The sequence below is a fragment of the Sphingobacterium sp. CZ-UAM genome, assembly GCF_002000245.1.
GTDB lineage: Bacteria > Bacteroidota > Bacteroidia > Sphingobacteriales > Sphingobacteriaceae > Sphingobacterium.
The window spans coordinates 799342-820250 of sequence record NZ_MTCM01000002.1 but is presented as its reverse complement, the minus strand read 5'-3'; the positions used below and the strand labels follow the sequence as shown (position 1 = coordinate 820250).

14 protein-coding genes are annotated in these 20909 nt (G+C 36.5%); 8 read left to right on the top strand and 6 right to left on the bottom strand.

The annotated features are described in order from the left end of the window. Positions 1-6: 6 nt before the first annotated feature. Both BWD42_RS13485 and BWD42_RS13480 read right to left on the bottom strand, forming a co-directional pair. Positions 7-765 (bottom strand): alpha/beta hydrolase, encoded by a 759-nt coding sequence (locus BWD42_RS13485; RefSeq protein ID WP_077436895.1) that lies wholly within the window; start codon positions 763-765, stop codon positions 7-9. 218 nt (positions 766-983) lie between these two features. Beyond that, complete coding sequence (locus BWD42_RS13480) at positions 984-1694, bottom strand: SAM-dependent methyltransferase (protein WP_077436894.1); 711 nt, start codon at positions 1692-1694, stop codon at positions 984-986. Positions 1695-1843: 149 nt separating this feature from the next. On the opposite strand from BWD42_RS13480, the gene apaG reads away from it, so the two are divergent. The 4 genes from apaG (at position 1844) to BWD42_RS13460 (ending at position 8170) form a co-directional block, all read left to right on the top strand. Next, positions 1844-2230: a Co2+/Mg2+ efflux protein ApaG gene (gene apaG / locus BWD42_RS13475; RefSeq protein WP_077436893.1), complete on the top strand. Its 387-nt coding sequence runs from the start codon at positions 1844-1846 to the stop codon at positions 2228-2230. Positions 2231-2594: 364 nt separating this feature from the next. Continuing rightward, a complete protein-coding gene (locus BWD42_RS13470) occupies positions 2595-4460 on the top strand; it encodes an ABC-F family ATP-binding cassette domain-containing protein (RefSeq protein WP_077436892.1) in 1866 nt (621 codons plus the stop codon). Positions 4461-4553: 93 nt separating this feature from the next. Beyond that, entirely contained in the window at positions 4554-6413 is a 1860-nt protein-coding gene (gene mnmG, locus BWD42_RS13465; protein WP_077436891.1) for a tRNA uridine-5-carboxymethylaminomethyl(34) synthesis enzyme MnmG, read from the top strand. Between the two features lie 77 nt (positions 6414-6490). After that, positions 6491-8170, top strand: coding sequence for an Ig-like domain-containing protein (locus tag BWD42_RS13460; RefSeq protein WP_077436890.1), 1680 nt, complete (start codon positions 6491-6493; stop codon positions 8168-8170). A gap of 49 nt (positions 8171-8219) precedes the next feature. On the opposite strand, the gene BWD42_RS13455 is transcribed toward BWD42_RS13460, so the two are convergent. Both BWD42_RS13455 and nadB read right to left on the bottom strand, forming a co-directional pair. Continuing rightward, complete coding sequence (locus BWD42_RS13455; RefSeq protein WP_077436889.1) at positions 8220-8726, bottom strand: gamma carbonic anhydrase family protein; 507 nt, start codon at positions 8724-8726, stop codon at positions 8220-8222. Positions 8727-8731: 5 nt separating this feature from the next. Continuing rightward, complete coding sequence (gene nadB / locus BWD42_RS13450) at positions 8732-10324, bottom strand: L-aspartate oxidase (RefSeq protein WP_077436888.1); 1593 nt, start codon at positions 10322-10324, stop codon at positions 8732-8734. Positions 10325-13055: 2731 nt separating this feature from the next. Here nadB and nadA point away from each other — a divergent pair. Further along, complete coding sequence (gene nadA, locus BWD42_RS13445) at positions 13056-14051, top strand: quinolinate synthase NadA (RefSeq protein WP_077436887.1); 996 nt, start codon at positions 13056-13058, stop codon at positions 14049-14051. A gap of 151 nt (positions 14052-14202) precedes the next feature. Then, positions 14203-15255: a thiamine-phosphate kinase gene (thiL, locus tag BWD42_RS13440; RefSeq protein ID WP_077436886.1), complete on the top strand. Its 1053-nt coding sequence runs from the start codon at positions 14203-14205 to the stop codon at positions 15253-15255. Positions 15256-15371: 116 nt separating this feature from the next. Here thiL and BWD42_RS13435 read toward each other — a convergent pair whose 3' ends face one another. Next, positions 15372-16160 carry a segregation and condensation protein A gene (locus BWD42_RS13435; RefSeq protein ID WP_077436885.1) on the bottom strand — a complete coding sequence of 263 codons (789 nt, stop codon included), beginning with the start codon at positions 16158-16160 and terminating at the stop codon, positions 15372-15374. 161 nt (positions 16161-16321) lie between these two features. On the opposite strand from BWD42_RS13435, the gene dxs reads away from it, so the two are divergent. Both dxs and dnaA read left to right on the top strand, forming a co-directional pair. Continuing rightward, complete coding sequence (gene dxs, locus BWD42_RS13430) at positions 16322-18250, top strand: 1-deoxy-D-xylulose-5-phosphate synthase (protein ID WP_077436884.1); 1929 nt, start codon at positions 16322-16324, stop codon at positions 18248-18250. A 532-nt stretch (positions 18251-18782) separates the two neighbouring features. Further along, positions 18783-20207 (top strand): chromosomal replication initiator protein DnaA, encoded by a 1425-nt coding sequence (gene dnaA / locus BWD42_RS13425; protein WP_077436883.1) that lies wholly within the window; start codon positions 18783-18785, stop codon positions 20205-20207. Between the two features lie 223 nt (positions 20208-20430). On the opposite strand, the gene BWD42_RS13420 is transcribed toward dnaA, so the two are convergent. After that, a complete protein-coding gene (locus tag BWD42_RS13420) occupies positions 20431-20841 on the bottom strand; it encodes a hypothetical protein (RefSeq protein WP_077436882.1) in 411 nt (136 codons plus the stop codon). Positions 20842-20909: the final 68 nt, after the last annotated feature.

Sequence of the window (20909 nt, the reverse complement as noted above, 5' to 3'; positions counted from 1 at the left end):
TCTTATTTATCGTTCCTGTAATAACAAATCTACTAATTCTTTCAGCTTTTTTATTTGCGGGTTGTGATCACCGATCAATTCAATAGTTTTGAAATGCTTCTTTTTTGCTTTCGCATAAAATTGAAAAAAATCATCTTTTTCCATGGGCTGATCTCCCTCGTAGGTCAGGATATAAGTTGCCGGAATTTTCTCCCTTTCCGGATTATTCAAATTGATTCCATCGCTCATCGTCTTCAAAGGGTGGGGGACATCCCGCGGAAACTTCATATCGTCTTTTACCCAAAATGGGATAATAAAACCTTCTTTTCCATATTTTAAAAGTCCATTGTTGCCATCCGCCTTACCCATCAAAGTCAGAACGGACTCCTGATCCTCCGGAAGAATGGCATCTAAATATACCAACTTTTTTATCCGATCTGGAAGGCTATCCGCAACTCCGGTTATAACCATTCCACCATAGCTGTGGCCAACCAGTACAATATCCCGCAAATCTTCAAATAATATCGTATTGATAACATCATTGATATGGGTCTGTAAACGAATGGAAGTATCTGCTAAGTGATAACGTTCACCTAGCCCTGTTAGTGTGGGTCTATAAACTTTATGACCTTTTTTCTCCAATTCATTTGCTGTCTTTTTAAATTGCCAGGCGCCACCCCAGGCACCATGTACAATAACATAAGTAGTTTGCTGTGCATAAGCAGATTTTAAGCCTACAACTAATGAAAAAAACAATATAAAATAACCTAATTTATTAAATTTCACTACATTATGTTTAGTAAAATTGACACATCACTCCTCCTAAATCTACTCAACAATTTGCTATGTTCCAATAAGCATTTTCCATTTTGCAGTCGAAAATGACGTATGTGAGTAATTACTCAGAAAACCACACCTAGCTTTATCCTTATTTAAAGAGAGATTTCATATTAAAACTGCCCCAACAGCTAAAGCAGGGTAGGGGAGGAACTCAACATAACTTGTTAGACATACAGCAAAAATATTGTCGGTTTTTTATGGTAATCCGCTTTCTGTTTTTTCCATTCAGCAACAGTCAGACTTTTTATAGATTCGTCTGCCGAAGTCACATTACACGCGACACAAAGTTGCGTACTGGATTTACAGGTTTTGAGAAGATCCTCCAAAAGATGATTGTTTCGAAAAGGTGTTTCAATAAAAATCTGAGTTTGTTTCTCACGCATGGATTGCAGTTCCAGATCTTTGATCTTTTTTGTACGCTCGTTTTTATCGATAGGTAAATAACCGTGGAAAGCAAATTTCTGCCCACTAAATCCCGAAGCCATAAGTGCAAGCAAGATGGAGCTGGGACCAACCAATGGTACCACTTTAATTCCAAGCTGATGAGCATGAGCAACAATAGAAGCGCCAGGATCGGCTACCCCCGGACAACCAGCCTCGGACATCAAACCGACATTTCGACCTTGTTTAAGACCATCAAAAAAGTCATTAATATTTCCTTTGTCCCGAGCATGTTTCCCATAATCGTGTATCTTCAATGCATTTTGGGGAATTTTAAGTCCTGCTAACTTCAGAAACTTTCTTGCCGTCTTCTCATTTTCCACGATATACTCATCCAGCGTATTTATTGTCTCTACCAAATAAGGAGTAAAAGACTGCAATGCTGCGTCATCGCTCAAAGGAACGGGAATTAAATATAATATACCTTTTGCCATATACAAACCTACTAATTTAAGGATCACTTGACTACAGTAATTTTAAACTTAGCATAATTTAACCTTTAAAAATGATTAAGTTTGCGAATTTTAAACTCATTATTAGTATTTTAGCATAAGTATTTGTTGCAACAATAAACATCATCCAAATGATCACACAAATTACAGAAGGCGTAAAAATCTCGGTTGAAACCATCTATCAATCGGAGTATTCGAATCCCGACCGTGAACATTTTATGTTTGCTTATCACATTAGCATAGAAAATTTGAGCGATTACACGGTTCAATTGATCAGTCGTTATTGGAAAATATTCGATGCTAAGGGCGACTATAGGGAAGTATCCGGTGAAGGTGTTGTAGGTGAACAACCGATAATTGAACCGGGCAAGGTACATCAATATACTTCGGGATGTAATCTTAACAGTGAATTTGGTTTCATGGAAGGCCATTACAACATGATCCGTTCTTTGGATAATAGTAGTTTTCAGGTTGAAATACCACGCTTCAATCTGATTGCTGATTATGCATTGAATTAAATTTATCAAGGTAATATCATTATTGCCGTTTTATCACACAACGAAGCTTTTTTCGCATCGAATAAGAAACTATTTCTTTATTTTTGCGTGCATTCTAAATCAACTTGTTACTGAGATTACGCTAAACAGGATTTCCGGCTTAGCTTCTGATTTACTCCATTAACATGATAGAAAGCCCCATTAAGATTTAATTAGTCAGCAATCAAAAGATTATTGATTCACTATATAAATAATTGAAAATCGAATAAAAAAATAGTATATAATTGATTTTCAATGTGTTAAATAAAAATTTTAAGAATAAAGGATTCTTGAAAGGGATTTTTATTGTATAAAAACGACTAAGATTAATTTAGGGTGATATAACGTGAGTATTTTAGCTACAGAACAAGTAAGCCATTCCTTCCATGATAGATGGCTTTTTAGAGACTTACACTTCGGACTCCAAAAAGGGGAGCGGGTGGCTTTGGTTGGCATAAATGGTACAGGCAAATCAACGTTGCTTTCTATTTTGGCAGAGCGTACCTTACCAACTTCGGGAAAAGTTGTAAAAGAAAAAGGAATAAAAATAGGTTTCCTTGAACAAGATCCTGATTTCACAGGATTAAAATCGATCAATGATTTTATTTATAGTGCCGACAACGACCAGCAGCGTCTCATAAGAGAATATGAAGAACTTCTTGAAAATAGTGATATTGATCAAAAAAAATTAGAAGACCTCACCGAAAAAATAAGTTCACTGAATGCCTGGGAGTATGAACATAATATAAAGACGATTTTAAATCGTTTAAACATTATGGATTTTAAACAAGATATTAAAAGTCTATCCGGTGGTCAACGTAAAAGATTAGCTTTGGCTAAACTATTGATTGACGAACCAGACGTATATATTCTTGATGAGCCAACCAACCACCTGGATATTGAGACCATCGAATGGCTCGAAAAGTTACTCACTACCGGGAATAAAACAGTACTTTTAGTCACTCACGACCGATACTTTCTTGACAATATCTGTACGGAAATTCGAGAACTGGATAGGGGAAACCTTTTTATTTACAAAGGTAACTATGCCTACTTTTTGGAGAAAAAATCAGACCGTGAAGCAATTGATGCCGTCATGGTTGAGAAGAGTAGAAATTTACTTCGTAAAGAGTTAGAATGGATGCGTCGGCAACCTCAGGCACGAGGAACCAAATCAAAATCTCGTATAGAGGCTTTTTATGATCTAGAAGAAAAATCGAAATCAATTAAAGGAAATGACTCTGTACAGTTGAGCGTAAAGGTAAGCAGGCAGGGATCAAAAATTCTTGAACTGGAACATATCGCTAAGCATTATGGAGCAAAAGAAATTATAACTGATTTTTCTTACATATTCAAAAAAGGAGACCGTATAGGGCTAGCGGGTAGAAACGGAACGGGTAAATCGACTTTTCTAAATCTGATTACAAAAGAAGAAAATCCGGACAGCGGGACGATCGCAATAGGAGATACAACGGTATATGGATACTATAAACAAGGCGGGCTTGAAGTAAGCGAAAACGACCGTGTACTTGATGTTGTGAAAAACATTGCGGAATATATCGAGATGGCAAATGGAGAAGTAATTACAGCATCCCAATTGCTCACGCACTTTCTATTCCCCCCTGAAAAGCAGTTTGGTTTTGTAAACAAGCTTAGCGGTGGAGAGCGGAAACGCCTCCAGCTTATGCGCGTGTTAATGAAGAACCCTAATTTTCTTATACTGGATGAACCTTCTAACGACTTGGACATTGATACACTAAATGTATTAGAAGAATTCCTTGATAACTATAATGGCGTACTTATATTGGTCTCTCACGACAGATATTTATTGGATAAGTTGACAGATCAACTTTTCATTTTTGAGGGTGAAGGTAAGATCCGTATTTACAACGGCAACTACGCAGACTTCAAAATAGTGCAAGAAGAACTTCAAAAATTAGAAAAGGAAAAGCAAAAAAAGACTATTCAGGAAATTGCAAAACCTCAGGTAAAAGAAGAAAAGAAAAAACTCTCCTATAAGGAACAGCTTGAATATAACAAACTCGAATCAGAAATAGAAAATCTAGAATTACTGCTAAAAGCGAAAACGGGAGAACTAAATCAACTGACAGATCATATCAAACTATCAGCAGTATCAGAAGAGATAAAAACGATACAGGAACAAATAGACCAAAAATCAGAAAGGTGGTTATATCTAGCTGAATTTATGTAAAATTTTCTATTGCGTTTCACGTGGAACGTAAAGAAAAGAGTAAATTTGTAAACAAATAAAAAGCCACGTTTCACGTGGAACAAGAATTAAAAGATGTTTAAAAAATATAATGTAATTGTAGTAGGTGCCGGACATGCCGGATGTGAAGCAGCGGCAGCAGCGGCTAATCTGGGGTCGTCCACTTTACTTATTACAATGAATATGGGTGTGATAGCTCAGATGAGTTGCAACCCAGCTATAGGTGGTGTGGCCAAAGGACAAATCGTAAGAGAGATTGATGCGATGGGGGGATATACCGGGATCATCGCAGATAAATCAACTATTCAATTTCGCATGCTTAACCTTTCGAAAGGCCCAGCCATGTGGAGTCCGCGTACACAGAATGATCGCATGCGATTTGCAGAAGAATGGAGGTTACAACTAGAATCTCTTCCAAACTTAGACATGTGGCAGGACACCGTAAAGGAAGTCATCGTCAAAAATGGAAAAGCATGCGGAGTAATTACCTCCATGGGAATAGAAATCGAATCTGATGCCGTTGTACTAACAAATGGAACATTCCTAAATGGGGTGATCCATATCGGTGATAAAAAATTCGGTGGTGGCAGGACAGGAGAGAAGGCCGCTACCGGACTAACTGAACAGCTGGTTTCGCTGGGCTTCGAATCCGGCAGAATGAAAACAGGCACGCCACCGCGGATAGATGGACGTAGTCTTAACTATTCGCTCATGGAAGAGCAGTGGGGTGACGAAAAGAAAGGCCGTTTTTCTTATACTGATGTCGAGATGCCAACAGAACAACGTTGCTGTTGGATCACATATACCAATGATAAAGTACACGAAATGCTCCGAACAGGGTTCGAAAAATCACCTATGTTTACTGGTCGGATTAAGGGATTAGGCCCGCGCTATTGTCCTTCAATAGAAGACAAAATAAATCGTTTTGCAGAACGTGAACGACACCAAATTTTCGTAGAACCAGAAGGTTTCAAAACTGTAGAAATTTACGTAAATGGCTTCTCGACCTCACTTCCAGAAGATGTACAGCTAAAAGCATTGCAACTGATTCCGGGTTTTGAAAATGCAAAGATGTACCGTCCTGGATACGCCATAGAATATGATTACTTCCCGCCAATGCAACTTGATCTCACATTGGAAACTCAGCTGGTAAAACATCTTTTCTTCGCTGGACAGATCAATGGAACTACAGGCTATGAAGAAGCAGCGGCGCAAGGTTTCCTTGCCGGTATAAATGCACATCAACGTGTCAATGACGATAAAGAACTTATTCTAAAAAGATCAGAGTCTTATATTGGAGTATTAGTCGATGACCTAGTCACAAAAGGAACTGAAGAACCATATCGCATGTTTACGTCAAGAGCAGAGCATCGTTTATTATTACGCCAGGATAATGCAGACATCCGTCTGACACCACTAGCTTATAAACTAGGATTAGTGGGAGAGGAAAGATTAAAGAAAGTTCAGGATAAGATCCAAAATTCAAACAGCATTATTGAATACCTCAAACAGAATTCCACAAATCTGGAAAAGATGAATATCGTTCTGTCAGAAGTAGGATCGAGCGCACTTGCTCAGAAAACACGTTTAAGCAACGTGCTTGCCAGACCGCAGGTTAATATACAGGACATCGTAAAAGGCGACGAAGGCTTTGCAGCGTATGTTTCGCAATTTGACAATGAAACCATAGAGCAGGCCGAGATTAATCTGAAATACGAAAGCTACTTTGAAAAAGAAATCGATATTGTCAACCGCATGAAGAAGATGGAAGATCGAGAAATTAATCCGGATTTCGATTATAGTTTGCTAACTTCACTCTCAATAGAAGCTAGACAGAAATTGGCAAAGGTAAAACCTAGAACATTAGGTCAAGCGTCCAGGATTTCGGGTGTATCACCGTCGGATATCAGTGTTTTAATGGTACACATGAGTTAATATATTGATTATCAAGTTTTTACAAATAAAAATAAACAAGCTTAAAATAAGCGATTTACGACAATATTTTATTTTTTATGACAACTTCCTTAGAAAGCAATAAAAGTAGCTCAGAAAGGCTAAAAAATAGCTTAAAAGCGAGATTACTTATTTTAAGCATGTTTATAATGCTCATTGGCTTGTCTATACAATGCGCGAGTATACAACAACCAACGGGAGGACCAAAAGATTCCATTCCACCAAAGATTCTACAGGAAAGTCCTGCAAACTTTTCAAAGAATTTTACCGATAAAAAGATTGTCATCACATTTGATGAGTATGTCAAATTGGCTAATCAACAAAAGGAATTCAGCATCACCCCGGATATGGGGAGCAATCCCGATTTCAAAATCAAGAAAAAAAATCTGGAAATCACATTACCGGATTCTCTTGAAAAAAACACGACCTATAGCATCTATTTCGGTAAAGGTCTTGTAGATTATAACGCAGGAAATGCATTGGTAAATTATGCCTATGTATTTGCAACAGGTGATAAAATAGACTCGCTTAGTATATCGGGAAATGTAAAGAGTGCTATAACAAAAGAGGTCTTAAAAGAGGTTAAAGTTCTCTTAATTCCCACAAGCCAGGATTCTATTTTCGGAAAAAAGAAAGCAAATATCTTTACAATCACAGATACAGCCGGAAATTACAAGCTTAATAACCTACGTGAAGGGACATATCGCATCTATGCGCTCCAGGAAAAGAACAATGACCGAATCTATAATGCACCCGATGAAGAAATAGGTTTTCTGAAAGATTCAATTGTATTGGAACATGATTTAACAAATATCGATCTCGAAGTATTCAAAGCAATTCCAAAGAAATTCCGTACCCAAGAAAAGAAATTTGAAAAAAATGGAAGTGTACTGCTTGTCTTCAATAGAAGGATAGATAAACCAAAACTGAGTATACTGAATGATGAATTAAATAACAAGGATAAAATAGTCCGCTTTTCAAAATCTTCAGACTCCGCGTCGCTATTTCTTCCGAATCTAAAAATAGATTCGCTAAAATTAGTGCTAACGGAAAATGAAAACCCGCTGGATACGATCCTTGTCAGAAAGGGAAATGTAAAAATAGAGCAGGTAATTGATCCTCAATTCACACCCAATAATGGAAAAGTAGATCGGATCAACCATTTACAGGTATCGGCTTTTACACCAATAAAAAATATAGATAAAGCGAAGCTCAAATTCAAAGAAGATTCTCTCGTAAGAACAAATTATCAATTGGCAGTGGACACAAATGACGCCAATATCTACCATATCCGCTATAACTGGAGAAAGGATAAAAAATATCAAATTGAATTTACCGAAGGTGCTATAACAGGGTATTTCGGAGAGCATAATAAAGAGAAAAAATTTGATCTTACCTATGATGATAGTGAGAACTATGGGGATCTAACATTTGATTTTACGGATCTGGATAGTAATACAACCTATCTGGTCGAGCTTATCAGTGAGAAAAAAGATAAGATCTATAGGATAGACAAAATCAATAGCAATACTCCCTCGGTAGCCTATAAACAGTTTCCAGGAGGTAAGTATACCCTACGTGTCATTCGGGATAACAATAATAATGGAATATGGGATACCGGCGATGTTGAAAAGAAGACTTTCCCTGAACCTGTTGTCTACTTAAATAAAGTTTTTACCATACGGGCGAACTGGGAACAAAAAGATAGCTTTTCATTAAGTGGACTCAAAAAGGAATAAAATTCAGTTTTAAAAAATATAACGAAAAGCTATTGCTAATACGTTTAAGCTAAAACCAGGAGCTATATAATACATAATTATGTGGCAACTGTTGCAAAAGCGCCTTCTGTTCGTCAGTTAGCGCTTTTATCTTTTTGGCTGGAACCCCGGCATACAAAAATCCGGACTCACATCGTGTATTCTCCAAAACGACGGCACCGGCAGCGATAATGACATTAGATTCTATCACGGCATTATCCATCACTATCGCCCCCATTCCAATCAACACATAATCCTCCACTATACAACCGTGTACCATTGCCTGATGGCCTATGTTAACATAATTACCAATGGTTGTACCGCTTTTTTTATACGTGCAATGAATAACAGCACCGTCCTGTACATTCGTATAATGACCAATACGGATATAATTGACATCGCCACGTACTACGGCGTTAAACCATATCGAGCAATGGTGCCCAATCTCCACATCCCCTACAATAGTCGAATTCGGTGCTAGAAAGCATTCTTCTGCAATCATAGGAGATTTGTCCAGAACAGGTAAAATAAGTGCCATGTTTATTAGAATATAGTATCTTGTAATACGGTTGAATGCTGAGGATAGTCGGTTGTATAATGCAGACCTCTACTCTCTTTTCTTAACATAGCGGACTTGGTCACAATATAGGCGACCTGGATCACATTACGCAGTTCGCAAAGCTTTACAGATAGCCTAGTATTACGATAAAAATCCTCCGTTTCCTCATATAATAGATGTAGGCGTTTTAGCGCCCGTTCTAACCTAAAATCTGATCGTACAATGCCCACATAATCACTCATTATTTTCTGGCACTCCCGTAGATTGTGACTCACCAAAATATCCTCGTTAGAAAGTGAAGTCTTGGAGTCATCCCAATCAGGAACGTTGGCAACATATTGCATTGATCCAATAGTTTTGGTAGCGTCCAAAAATATCCTATGGGCATATACAAGAGCTTCGAGCAGTGAATTAGACGCTAAGCGGTTTGCTCCATGCAATCCAGTTGACGAGCACTCGCCACAAGCGTATAAATTGCGTATAATACTTCTTCCGAAATCATCCACATAAATGCCCCCACATAAATAATGCGCGGCCGGAGTAACAGGTATAAAGTCTGTAGCCATATCCAGCCCTATAGAAAGGCATTTTTCATAAATATTCGGAAAGTGTTTGATGATGTCCTCTTTATTCCTATGGGTAATATCCAGATATACGTAATCCATACCCGACTTTTTCATTTCCGCATCGATTGCCCTTGCGACAATGTCCCTAGGAGCCAATGAAGCTCGTTCGTCATATTCCTCCATAAAAGACTCACCATTTAAACGTCTTAGGATCCCTCCAAATCCACGAACAGCTTCAGAAACCAAAAATGCCGGAGAATCTTTAGGATTATATAAAGAGGTTGGATGGAATTGCATAAACTCCATATTACGTACCTTTCCCTTAGCACGATAAACCATTGCTATACCATCACCGGTCGCGATTGTCGGATTAGTGGTACTTGAGTATACATGTCCAGCTCCACCGGAGGCCATAACGGTTACTTTACTTAAAATTTTGTCCACCAGGTGTGAGGAAGTATTGAACGCATAAATTCCATAGCAGGTAATATCATCCCTGTTCTTATCCACATACTCCCCCATATGATGCTGGGTAATTAGATCAATAGCAAAATAATGTGTCACAATATCTATATTGGGATCATTATGTGCTTGTTCCAATAAAGCTCTTTCTATTTCATAACCGGTTATATCTTTATAATGAAGAATCCGATGAGCGGAGTGCCCCCCTTCTTTAGCAAGGTCATATACGCCGGATTCCTCCTTGTCAAAGGAAGTTCCATAGGCGATAAGTTCAGCAATCCGATCTGGCGCCTCCCGAACTACGTTTTCCACAATTTCCACATCGCATAATCCGTCTCCAGCTATCTGAGTATCAACGATATGCTTTTCAAAGCTATCAGACTTATCCACAACGGCAGCCACTCCCCCCTGTGCATATTTCGTATTAGACTCATCCTCATTGGACTTGGTGACTATCAATACTTTACCAAATTTAGAAGCTTTTAACGCAAAACTTAATCCGGCAATACCTGATCCAATGACCAAAAAATCTACCTTTCTATCTGCCATATATTTTAAAATTCACAAATTATCCCAAAAGTGACGGTTCAAATTAACGAAAAATGTGGAAAACGTGTAAATAAAAGGTTAAATAAAAATGAAAAGTATTTAACAATCCACAAATCCCCTACTCTGGCCAGGAATTGTCATTATTTTTCCGCACAAAATTTGACAGATTTCCACATTTTTTAGACATGAACTATTCAACAAAAAAATATTGAAAATAAAAAACGTCAAAAATTAGAATTTTAAAAATCAGCTCTTTAATCCATAAATTCTGTTGAAAAATTGTTGAAAACTCTGTAAAAACCTAAAATCAAAATTCACAGAGATCAATTTATACCACTTTTCCACACCCTAATAAACAATAAGAGAATCTCTATTTTAAAAAATTAGTATTTATTGAAAAAAAAGATTGTGGAATACGTTCGAAAATCTTTGTTTAGTTTTGTCAACATCGAAACAAACCTATTCAGAATGGAATATTTGGTTGGGGATAAACTCTCCTATTTAAATATTCCATTCTGAACGAGTTTATTTTGAAAATTTAGATTTTAAAGGTTTTTTTAACCTTTTTAGAGTTAGATATTTTTTTAAAAACTTTTTAAATAACTTTTTATGAAATTATAAAAGAGCTTGTATTGGGATTTCTGTAGATTTTAAAATAAAAATTGATTTTTTGCTCCTTTTAGAGCAAGTTATTTGGCCGCATTTGGTTTCAATTTCATTTTATGAGAAGCTCAAGCGGTTTAAAATTTTTTGATATAGAAATTTTTGTGAATTAAATCGCTTAGATTGGCATATTTTTATTTTTTTCCGAATTTTTTACGGTGATTTTAATGTGAAAGCGTTTTTCCGAGTGTTTTCCAGAAATAAGTAGATCCGAAATTGGGATGTAATTGATTTTTATGCAGCCTGAAGTCGTTTAGATTTTGGAATTGGACTTTAAAATATTTTTTTTTCATTTTACCGTAATCTAAGGGCCTCTTTGTAATAAAGTACATAGCCGTCAACGTTTTGAAGGCTTATTTCTTTGGGATATATAATTCTTCGCAAAATTTATTTGTATTTAGCGTATTCTGGAACATTTTGATATAAATTTTTGAAAAAATAAACTCGATTACAATTGAATATATGTTTTTGAGATGTTCTCTTAATTTTTTATTGGATTTTAATACAGTTTGAAAGTATATGGGGAAGGAAAAGCACCTTGCAAATCGTTTAGGTATTGGATGATATCTAATTATTATTAGAAATTTCATTGTTGAACAAACATTCTTACTATATTTGCGAGCCAAAGTCATTTTTTGATTTTGAGTGTTATAATTTAAAGTCTTTTAGATTTCGATAAAAGCTCTGATCGGATACAATGTACGTTTTATCCTATTCTCAGCGAGCTTGTTTCAGAATTAACCGGCTCAGCATGCTGTAAATTTTTATTGTTGATATGCCATTTGATTTACCAGATTCTAGCGGCCTTTTTTCATCGAACTAGAAATAATTTTTTTAATATTTTTAGTTATAATATAAAATTATAACTTTATATTATAAAAATTATATATATTATTTAGAATGCATAGTTTATCTTTTCTAAATCTCCAGTTTCCAATCTATTTAAATTAAGAAGCCTGGCTAGGACTATTAGTTTAAAGCCATTGAGGTTTTGATTTAGAAAAATTTATATTCTTTTTGCATAAATATCAAATTGTATAGCTGTTTACTTATGATATACCGGTAAAGGCTAGTTAGAAGCGCTGAGTGTACGCTATTTTCTCCCGCTTTTGTAGATAAAAATTCTAGCATATTCTAAGGAGCTTTGGACCAAGAAATTTGTCATCTTTTTGCATTATGGATGAGCCTGTGTGGAGCTACTGCTTTGGCTACCCTGATAAACATAACTGTTCCGATGGCTCGACCTGAGAGTTTGGTTTGCACGTACAACAAGAATTTTTTCTGTTTATAGCCCCTGAGAATGCTTTATAATACATCATATCACAGCAGATTAAAAATATCCGATTCTCATCGACCTTAATTAAGAATGGATTGTAAAAAATACCTTTATTGAATTTTACTTTGATTATTATCGATTTAAAGAATAAATTTGAATGAAATAAAGGTCATGAGATTTTGTTAAAAACCTTCCTTCCTACTATCCTACCTAAATATTGTATTCTAAAAGACTTTATTTCCTAGATTTTTAGATTCTATTTGGCTGATATCACCCCGAAAATGATCTGAAGTGATTGTATCGAATACTACGGTCGCTCGATGTATTTTATTTCCAGCTTCGACGTCTTTAGATTTCTATAAACCTTACTGTTTCCCAATTCTTATTTGATTTTGGATTCTACTGGGTAGACGATCCTTTACTATGAAAATGTTAAAAAATAAAGCTTCCGTTTGTGCTATATTTTTACTTGCTTTGTATTATGCCTAAGAACGTTCAATGAGCAAGAAAATGGGAGAAAGTGATTTTCTTGGTTTGAAAGAGTTTGAAACAAAGTCTTTGAGCTTGCGATAATGCGGAGGCTGTTTGGTATTTTTCCGAATATTCGACTCTAAAAGGGTTTAAATCGAGATATATTTTTAATTATTTCTTTTAATTATACTTTTTTAACTTAAAATATCTTATATATAGCTATTTGTTCCAACGACCGATTTGATTAATTTGCTTTTTATTGACTTTTATATTTATAACAATGTGTATTTTTGTTGTTCATAAACTGTTGAAAGTACCCGCATGGAAATTGTAAATTATGAGCTTCAGGCAAAAGGATATAATGATGCTCCGATTGATCCTTCATTGGATTTAGTAGCTGAAATCCAACGATTAAAGAAAGAAAAGAATGCTGTAATTTTGGCACATTACTATCAGGAATCTGAAATTCAAGATATTGCAGATTATATTGGGGATAGTCTAGGTTTATCCCAGGAAGCTGCAAAAACGGATGCTGATTTAATAGTCTTTGCCGGAGTGCATTTTATGGCGGAGACGGCAAAGATACTATCTCCATTAAAGAAAGTAATCCTGCCAGACGCTAAAGCTGGCTGTTCGCTGTCAGATTCCTGTCCACCACACCTGTTTGCTAAGTTTAAGGAGCAATATCCAGATCACTTGGTAATTACTTATGTAAACTGTACGGCCGAATTAAAAGCCTTATCAGATATTGTATGCACATCAAGTAACGCTGTCCAGATTGTTGAGAGCCTCCCTATAGATCAGAAGATCATCTTTGGACCCGATCGTAACCTTGGTGCCTATGTAAAGAAAAAAACTGGACGTGATTTAGTGCTTTGGAATGGTGCTTGTATGGTTCATGAAATTTTTTCACAGGATAAGATCGATCGCTTAAAGAGTGAATATCCGGAAGCTAAATTTATTGCGCATCCTGAATGTGAGGATCATATTTTGGCTAAAGCAGATTATGTAGGCTCTACTGCAGGAATGCTTAAGTTTACGCAGACAGATAGCGCGCAAGCTTATATAGTTGCGACAGAATCTGGTATTCTATACCAGATGCAAAAAGCTAGTCCTGAAAAGACTTTTATTCCTGCACCACCAAATAATGCCTGCGCATGTAATGACTGTCCTCACATGAAGCTTAATACGCTTGAGAAGCTTTATAATTGTTTGAAATATGAATCACCTGAAATTCTGCTTCTTGAAGATGTTATACTTCGCGCACAACGCCCGATTGAGCGCATGTTAGAGATATCAGCAAGTTTAGGACTTTAGTAATTTGCATATTATTTGATAATAATCGATATGATAACAGATTGTTTTTCATATCGATATATTTTGTATTGCTGTTAGCTGTCCAATCCATCCGGGTTATGGCAATATTCGTAATGGCATTATGATATTTTGAAATTTAAAATTTTTTGACATGTTTGATTTTGATAATACTGAGCGTACCAATTTGGAAGAAATGGGTGAGTTTGGTTTAATTGATTATATAAGTAAGGCGGTAGAGCTGACTGAAAAATCTACCATTAAAGGAATTGGTGACGACGCGGCCGTATTGGATTTTCAGGGAAAGAAAACTTTGATCTCCACTGATTTGCTCCTGGAGGGTATTCATTTTGATCTGCGATATGTACCTCTAAAACATTTGGGATATAAGGCAGTACAGGTAAACTTGAGTGATATCTATGCGATGAACGGAATTGCTTCCCAAATTACTTTTTCTATTGGGTTATCTTCCAAATTTCCACTAGAGGCAGTAGAAGAGATCTATCAGGGTGCTTTGATAGCTTGCAAAAAGTATAATGTTGATTTGGTCGGCGGAGATACTTCGGCTTCGGCTCAGGGCCTCGTAATTTCTGTAACTAGCATAGGCTATGCCGAGGCAGACAAGATTGTTTATCGTAATGGAGCAAAGGAAGGTGACCTATTGTGTGTATCTGGGGATTTGGGAGCTGCCTACATGGGATTGCAGCTATTGGAAAGAGAAAAGAACATTTATCTGGAAAATCCAAATGTGCAACCAGATCTTGAAGGCAAAGACTATATTGTTGAACGTCAGCTAAAACCGGAAGCAAGAAAAGATATTGTTGAATTATTTGCAAAATTAGCGATTATACCCACTTCGATGATGGATATTTCGGATGGTTTGGCTTCTGAAATACTTCATATCTGCCGGCAATCGGACAAAGGATGTAGATTGTATGAGGAAAAAATTCCATTGGACCAGATGACCTACGATACGGGACGTGAGTTCGGTATCGACCCGACCGTAGCAGCACTTAATGGAGGTGAGGATTATGAGCTCCTATTTACAATTGCTCAATCGGATCATGATAAGATCAAGAATCTACCTGACATTAGTATTATAGGCTATATGACTGCGGCTTCAGAAGGCTGCGAAATGATTTCTAAATCCGGAAATCTCTATCCAATTACTGCACAGGGCTGGAATGCTTTCAAAAAAAAGGATTAAACTAAAATGCCTATAGGAAACAGCGGATTTTTCAATGAGTGGTATTGAAGTATTTTGATGTTGAAATGTTTACGCAATAATAAAAACGGTTGTCCAGCTTATTGAACAACCGTTTTTTATTGTTCTAATTCTTCTTCGAGTACTAAATCCTCTTGTTTGGGATCCCGTTCTTCGACATTGAAATTGTTATATCCCAATCCTACTTCAATCTGCAGAAGTCGTTGCTGCAGCATTTCTAAAATTGCTAGGAAGTTATAGACGAATTGAACCTTGTTTTCAGAGTTTTTCAGCAGTTCCTGAAAATCTAATTTTTTATTGATTTCAATAAGTTCGGCTATTGCCTTTTTCTGTTGTTCAATGGTATAGGGATACTTCACCACAGTGTGTGTTACCTCGGCCGGTCTATTGCGAAATTGATACATCATCTGCTCATAGATCATCATCAGACCATACAGATCAAAACTGTCCAGATTTTCACCTGTTGCATCCAATTGAAGGCGTTGACGTATGTCATACTGAATATTACCTCTACTATACAATTGAAGCCGGTTTTCCTCCATTTCTCTTAGGGACTCACATATGTCTTTAAATTGCTTATAGAGAATAAGTTTCTGAACAAGATCTTCTCTCAGATCTATTTCGTTCTCATTTTCGTCCAGCTCCGGTCTAGGAAGCAGCATTTTCGCTTTTATACGCATCAATGTAGAGGCTACAAAGATAAATTCGCTGGCCATCTCCATATTGAGTGCCTGCATTTGACTTACATAAGACAAAAAATCATCGGTAATTTTCGAAATGGGAATATCATGAATATTCAGTTCATCCCGCTCGATAAAAAATAGTAATAAATCAAAAGGTCCCTCAAATTGAGGAAGCCTGATTTCGTAACCTTCTTCTACTTGCATATCTTATACAAATTTACGTAATAAAATCTTTTGGAATCGTTCACATAGAAACTATTGCTGTTTTTATTTGTTGTAGTTCAATATACAAGTGCGATTTATTTTAAAGATTAAATAAAATTGTCGTTACTTTGTGTAAACATTTAATGTAAAATAGCGGTACTATGCAATTTGAGGCTGGAGAACTATTAAGTAAAATAAACGATCCATCTGATCTTAAAAAGCTAAAGGAGGACCAATTAGAACAACTAAGCCAGGAATTACGTCAATTTATTATTGATCAGGTTTCGGTGAACGGTGGTCACTTTGCAGCAAGTTTGGGAGTCGTTGAGTTAACGGTGGCATTACATTACGTAATGAATACTCCCTATGATCAATTGATATGGGATGTAGGACATCAGGCTTATGGTCATAAAATTCTGACCGGACGTCGTGAGATATTTCATACAAATCGTATTGAGAATGGTATTTCGGGTTTTCCGAACCGTTCTGAATCCCAGTATGACGCATTTGGTGTAGGACATTCTTCTACTTCAATTTCTGCTGCTTTGGGTATGGCTGTGGCCTCCCAAATTAAAGGAGAAAAAGACCGTCAGCATATTGCAGTTATTGGAGACGGCGCTCTGACCGGTGGAATGTCATTTGAGGCATTGAACCATGCAGGGATCGCTAAATCTAATTTATTGGTGATTCTAAACGATAATTGCATGTCTATAGATCCCAATGTTGGAGCCCTCAAAGAATATTTGACTAGTATTACAACATCAAAACGATACAATAGATTTCGGGATGATATCGCAGCTGTGCTGACCAAAATTTCTGAAGTAGGTCCAAATGCGCTCGGTATCGTTAAAAAATTAGAGAAAAGTATCAAAGGGACCTTATTAAAGAATGCTAACCTTTTTGAGTCATTAAACTTTAGATATTTTGGTCCCGTTGACGGACATGATGTAAAGAAATTGGCTAAGACTCTTGAAGATCTCAAACATATACCTGGTCCCAAACTATTGCACGTGGTCACAGTTAAGGGAAAAGGGTTTGCATTAGCTGAAAAAGATCAGACGAAGTGGCATGCACCGGGCTTATTTGATAAAATTACTGGAGAGATAAAAAAATCTTCGAGTGAAAAACCAGTGGCACCAAAATATCAGGACGTTTTTGGACATACTATGGTCGAACTTGCAGAGGCGAATGAAAAAATAGTTGGTATAACACCAGCGATGCCTTCAGGTTCTTCAATGAACATCATGATGAACGCAATGCCGGACCGGGCATTTGATGTTGGTATTGCCGAACAACATGCTGTCACTTTTAGTGCTGGCTTGGCGACACAGGGACTATTACCTTTCTGTAATATCTATTCATCGTTTATGCAACGTGCCTATGATCAGGTCATACATGACGTTGCTTTACAAAATTTAAATGTAGTATTTTGTTTGGATCGCGCAGGTGTAGTAGGTGCGGATGGAGCTACACATCATGGTGCTTACGATATCGCTTTTATGCGTTGTGTTCCGAATATGACTGTTTCTGCTCCGATGAATGAAGAAGAGCTCAGAAACTTAATGTATACGGCGCAATTGCCTAACAAGGGGCCTTTTGTCATTCGTTATCCAAGAGGAAATGGTGTAATGCCGGATTGGCGCCGTCCATTTGTAGAAATTGAAATTGGTAAAGGAAGGGTGATTACTGAAGGGGAAGAACTTGCTATTCTAAGTTTTGGAGCTATTGGAAATGAAGCTGTCAAGGCTGTACAACAATTGAACGAATTGGGAATACATCCTGCACATTATGATTTGCGATTTGTGAAACCTTTAGACGAATCTTTATTGCATCAGGTCTTTAAAAAGTTCAAAAAAATAATTACAGTTGAAGATGGCTGCCTTCAAGGCGGAATTGGTTCAGCTGTGTTGGAATTTATGGCTGACCACGGATACAATAGTCAGGTTGTACGATTGGGAATCCCTGATCGTATTGTTGAGCATGCTGAACAGAATGCACAGTGGAAAAGTTCTCATTATGACGCAGCTGCCATTGTGGAAGAGGGAAAGAAAATGTGCGATGGAAAATTTACCCATACGATGGTGGGCTAAATTCTGCTATATATTTTCAAAAAAAGGAAATCCTACTATGGATTTCCTTTTTTTTTGAATTAAATTGGATTCTATCTTGTTACAGAAATAACTGTTGTACAGCTTCGAATCGACCGTCTTTTTTGATTTGATAAAGCCTTAAGAGGCGATAAAGAGAAGCTCAGTAAGGTTGTTAAGCCTACTTTAAATTCTTATAAATTTAATATTAAAAATATATGAACTAAAGGTTGTATTTCGCTTTTATTTTGGTTAATTTAGGACTATACGTTTAAGACTGAACCGTAGTATGTTTACTACTTTTTTTGTTCTTTTTTTTGAAATAAATTTGGAATGTTAATAATTATTTTTAGAGATCAATTTTAGCTCGAGTTTTCCACAATTTTACAAGGTAACTGACTGATTTATAGAATTTTGATATTTTTTTTATATTTTAGTTTTTTAGCTGATTTTTTTTTGTCATCTTCGTTCTCAGAGAAAGTTATCAACATATTTTTTGTCGCGTATTGTAAATCAACTTATTAACAATTTTAGAATGGAAAAAACGTATTCAAGTGTCTGGAATAATTGTCTTTCGATTATCAAAGATAATATCCCAGCGCAAAGTTTCAAGACCTGGTTTGAACCTGTGAAAGCAGTCCGTTTGGAGGGTGACGTTTTAACTATTCAAGTACCTAGCTTATTTTTTTACGAGTGGTTGGAGGAGCACTATGTGGGTATCCTTCGCAAGACCGTAAAGAAGTTTCTAGGAGAGCAAGGTAGATTGGAATACAATATTGTAGTTGAGAAGTCATCGGCTTCTCATCCCTATACGACTAATCTTCCATCGAATGGCAATGGGGCAGAGGGTAAGAGACAATCTATTCCTGTACCGGTATCTTTGAACAGAGATATCAAAAATCCGTTTGTTATTCCTGGATTAAAGAAATTGCAGGTTGACCCGCAATTGAATCAAAACTACACATTTGAGAATTTTATTGAAGGTGAATGTAACCGTCTTGCTCGTTCTGCAGGCTATGCAGTAGCAAACAAACCGGGAGGTACATCATTCAACCCTTTAATGATTTATGGTGATGTAGGTTTGGGAAAGACACACCTTGCCCAAGCTATCGGTAATGAAATTAAAAGAAATCTTCCCGATAAGTTGGTCATTTATGTGTCCTGTGAGAAATTCTGTCAACAGTTCGTCGATTCATTGAAAAACAATACGATCAATGATTTCGTCAATTTTTATCAAGCAATGGATGTCATTATCATGGATGATGTGCACAACTTTGCTGGTAAAGAGAAAACACAGGATATCTTCTTCCATATATTCAATCATTTGCATCAATCTGGAAAGCAAATTATTTTGACTTCTGATAAAGCACCGAAGGATTTGGCTGGCTTAGAAGAACGTTTGCTTAGTCGTTTTAAATGGGGATTATCTGCAGATATTCAAATTCCAGATCTCGAAACAAGAATGGCGATTTTGAAGAAGAAGATGTACTCTGATGGCATTGAATTACCTGAAAATGTCGTGGAATATGTTGCAACACAGATCGATAACAGTGTTAGGGAGTTAGAGGGAGCAATGGTTTCTTTATTGGCTCAATCAACATTGAACAAAAAGGAAATTGATCTGGGATTGGCAAAATCGATGTTGAAGAATTTTGTGAAAAATACACATAAGGAAATTTCAATGGATTTTATTCAAAAATTAGTTTGCGAATACTTTGAGGTTCCTGTGGATATGGTAAAGTCAAAGGTCCGAAAGCGTGAAATCGTGCAGGCCAGGCAAATTTCGATGTATTTAGCGAAAAGCCACACAAAATCTTCACTTAAATCGATTGGTGCATTCTTTGGAGGAAGAGATCATTCAACTGTCATCTATGCATGTCAAACCGTTGAGGATTTAATTGAAACTGACAAGAAATTTAAAACTTATGTCAGTGACATTATGAAAAAGTTGAAATCATAGTGTCGCCTGATATTGAGTTAAAGGAAAGGGGCTATCCAAAATGGGTAGCCCCTTTTTATGCTATTTTATACGTTCTTTTAAAGCATTATTTAAGCTATTAAATTATCAAGTGTTAACTTATTTTTTGGGATATCCGCTGTTATCGCATAAATAATGGTTTAAAAAAAACTCCGAATATGCCAAAGCATATCCGGAGTTTTAATAATTCCATCAAACGGAATTATTATTGTTGTTGTTGATTGCTGTTTTCGTTCGTATTTTCCTTTTGTTCCGTTGGTGTCGGTGTTGTAGGAATGCTTACTGGAGGCCGCTCTTCGATATATTTTTGAAAAGCTGCTTTCTGTTCATCTGTCAATAGCTGAGCAATCTTGTTATCTGATTCGCCTTGGAGTTTTGCAATACTCTCTTTTTTCACATCCGGAGTAGTTGTAGAATCCTGTATTAGAGCTGCTACTGCTTTTTCTTGGTCCAGTACAATTGTTGATACAGCAGTTTTCTGTTCGTCATTCAGCGTAAGCTTCGTGACCAATTCGGTTACAACTTTAGTGGCATTTTCCTCTGGAGTTGCTTGTTGAGCGAAGGTAAGGCTCATCGCTAGGAAGAAACCTATACCGGTTAAAAATAACTTTTTCATGATGTTTAATTTTAAATGAATTATTCAATGAATCTATAAATGTCTTTTATTGTTAAATACCAATATTT

Excerpts from the sequence above, each read along its gene's own strand:
- BWD42_RS13435 (WP_077436885.1), bottom strand. The coding sequence starts at position 16,160 with ATGCAAGTAGAAGAAGGTTACGAAATCAGGCTTCCTCAATTTGAGGGA.
- apaG (WP_077436893.1), top strand. The coding sequence starts at position 1,844 with ATGATCACACAAATTACAGAAGGCGTAAAAATCTCGGTTGAAACCATC.
- BWD42_RS13460 (WP_077436890.1), top strand. The coding sequence starts at position 6,491 with ATGACAACTTCCTTAGAAAGCAATAAAAGTAGCTCAGAAAGGCTAAAA.
- mnmG (WP_077436891.1), top strand. The coding sequence starts at position 4,554 with ATGTTTAAAAAATATAATGTAATTGTAGTAGGTGCCGGACATGCCGGA.
- BWD42_RS13480 (WP_077436894.1), bottom strand. The coding sequence starts at position 1,694 with ATGGCAAAAGGTATATTATATTTAATTCCCGTTCCTTTGAGCGATGAC.
- nadB (WP_077436888.1), bottom strand. The coding sequence starts at position 10,324 with ATGGCAGATAGAAAGGTAGATTTTTTGGTCATTGGATCAGGTATTGCC.
- nadA (WP_077436887.1), top strand. The coding sequence starts at position 13,056 with ATGGAAATTGTAAATTATGAGCTTCAGGCAAAAGGATATAATGATGCT.
- BWD42_RS13420 (WP_077436882.1), bottom strand. The coding sequence starts at position 20,841 with ATGAAAAAGTTATTTTTAACCGGTATAGGTTTCTTCCTAGCGATGAGC.
- dnaA (WP_077436883.1), top strand. The coding sequence starts at position 18,783 with ATGGAAAAAACGTATTCAAGTGTCTGGAATAATTGTCTTTCGATTATC.
- dxs (WP_077436884.1), top strand. The coding sequence starts at position 16,322 with ATGCAATTTGAGGCTGGAGAACTATTAAGTAAAATAAACGATCCATCT.
- BWD42_RS13455 (WP_077436889.1), bottom strand. The coding sequence starts at position 8,726 with ATGGCACTTATTTTACCTGTTCTGGACAAATCTCCTATGATTGCAGAA.
- thiL (WP_077436886.1), top strand. The coding sequence starts at position 14,203 with ATGTTTGATTTTGATAATACTGAGCGTACCAATTTGGAAGAAATGGGT.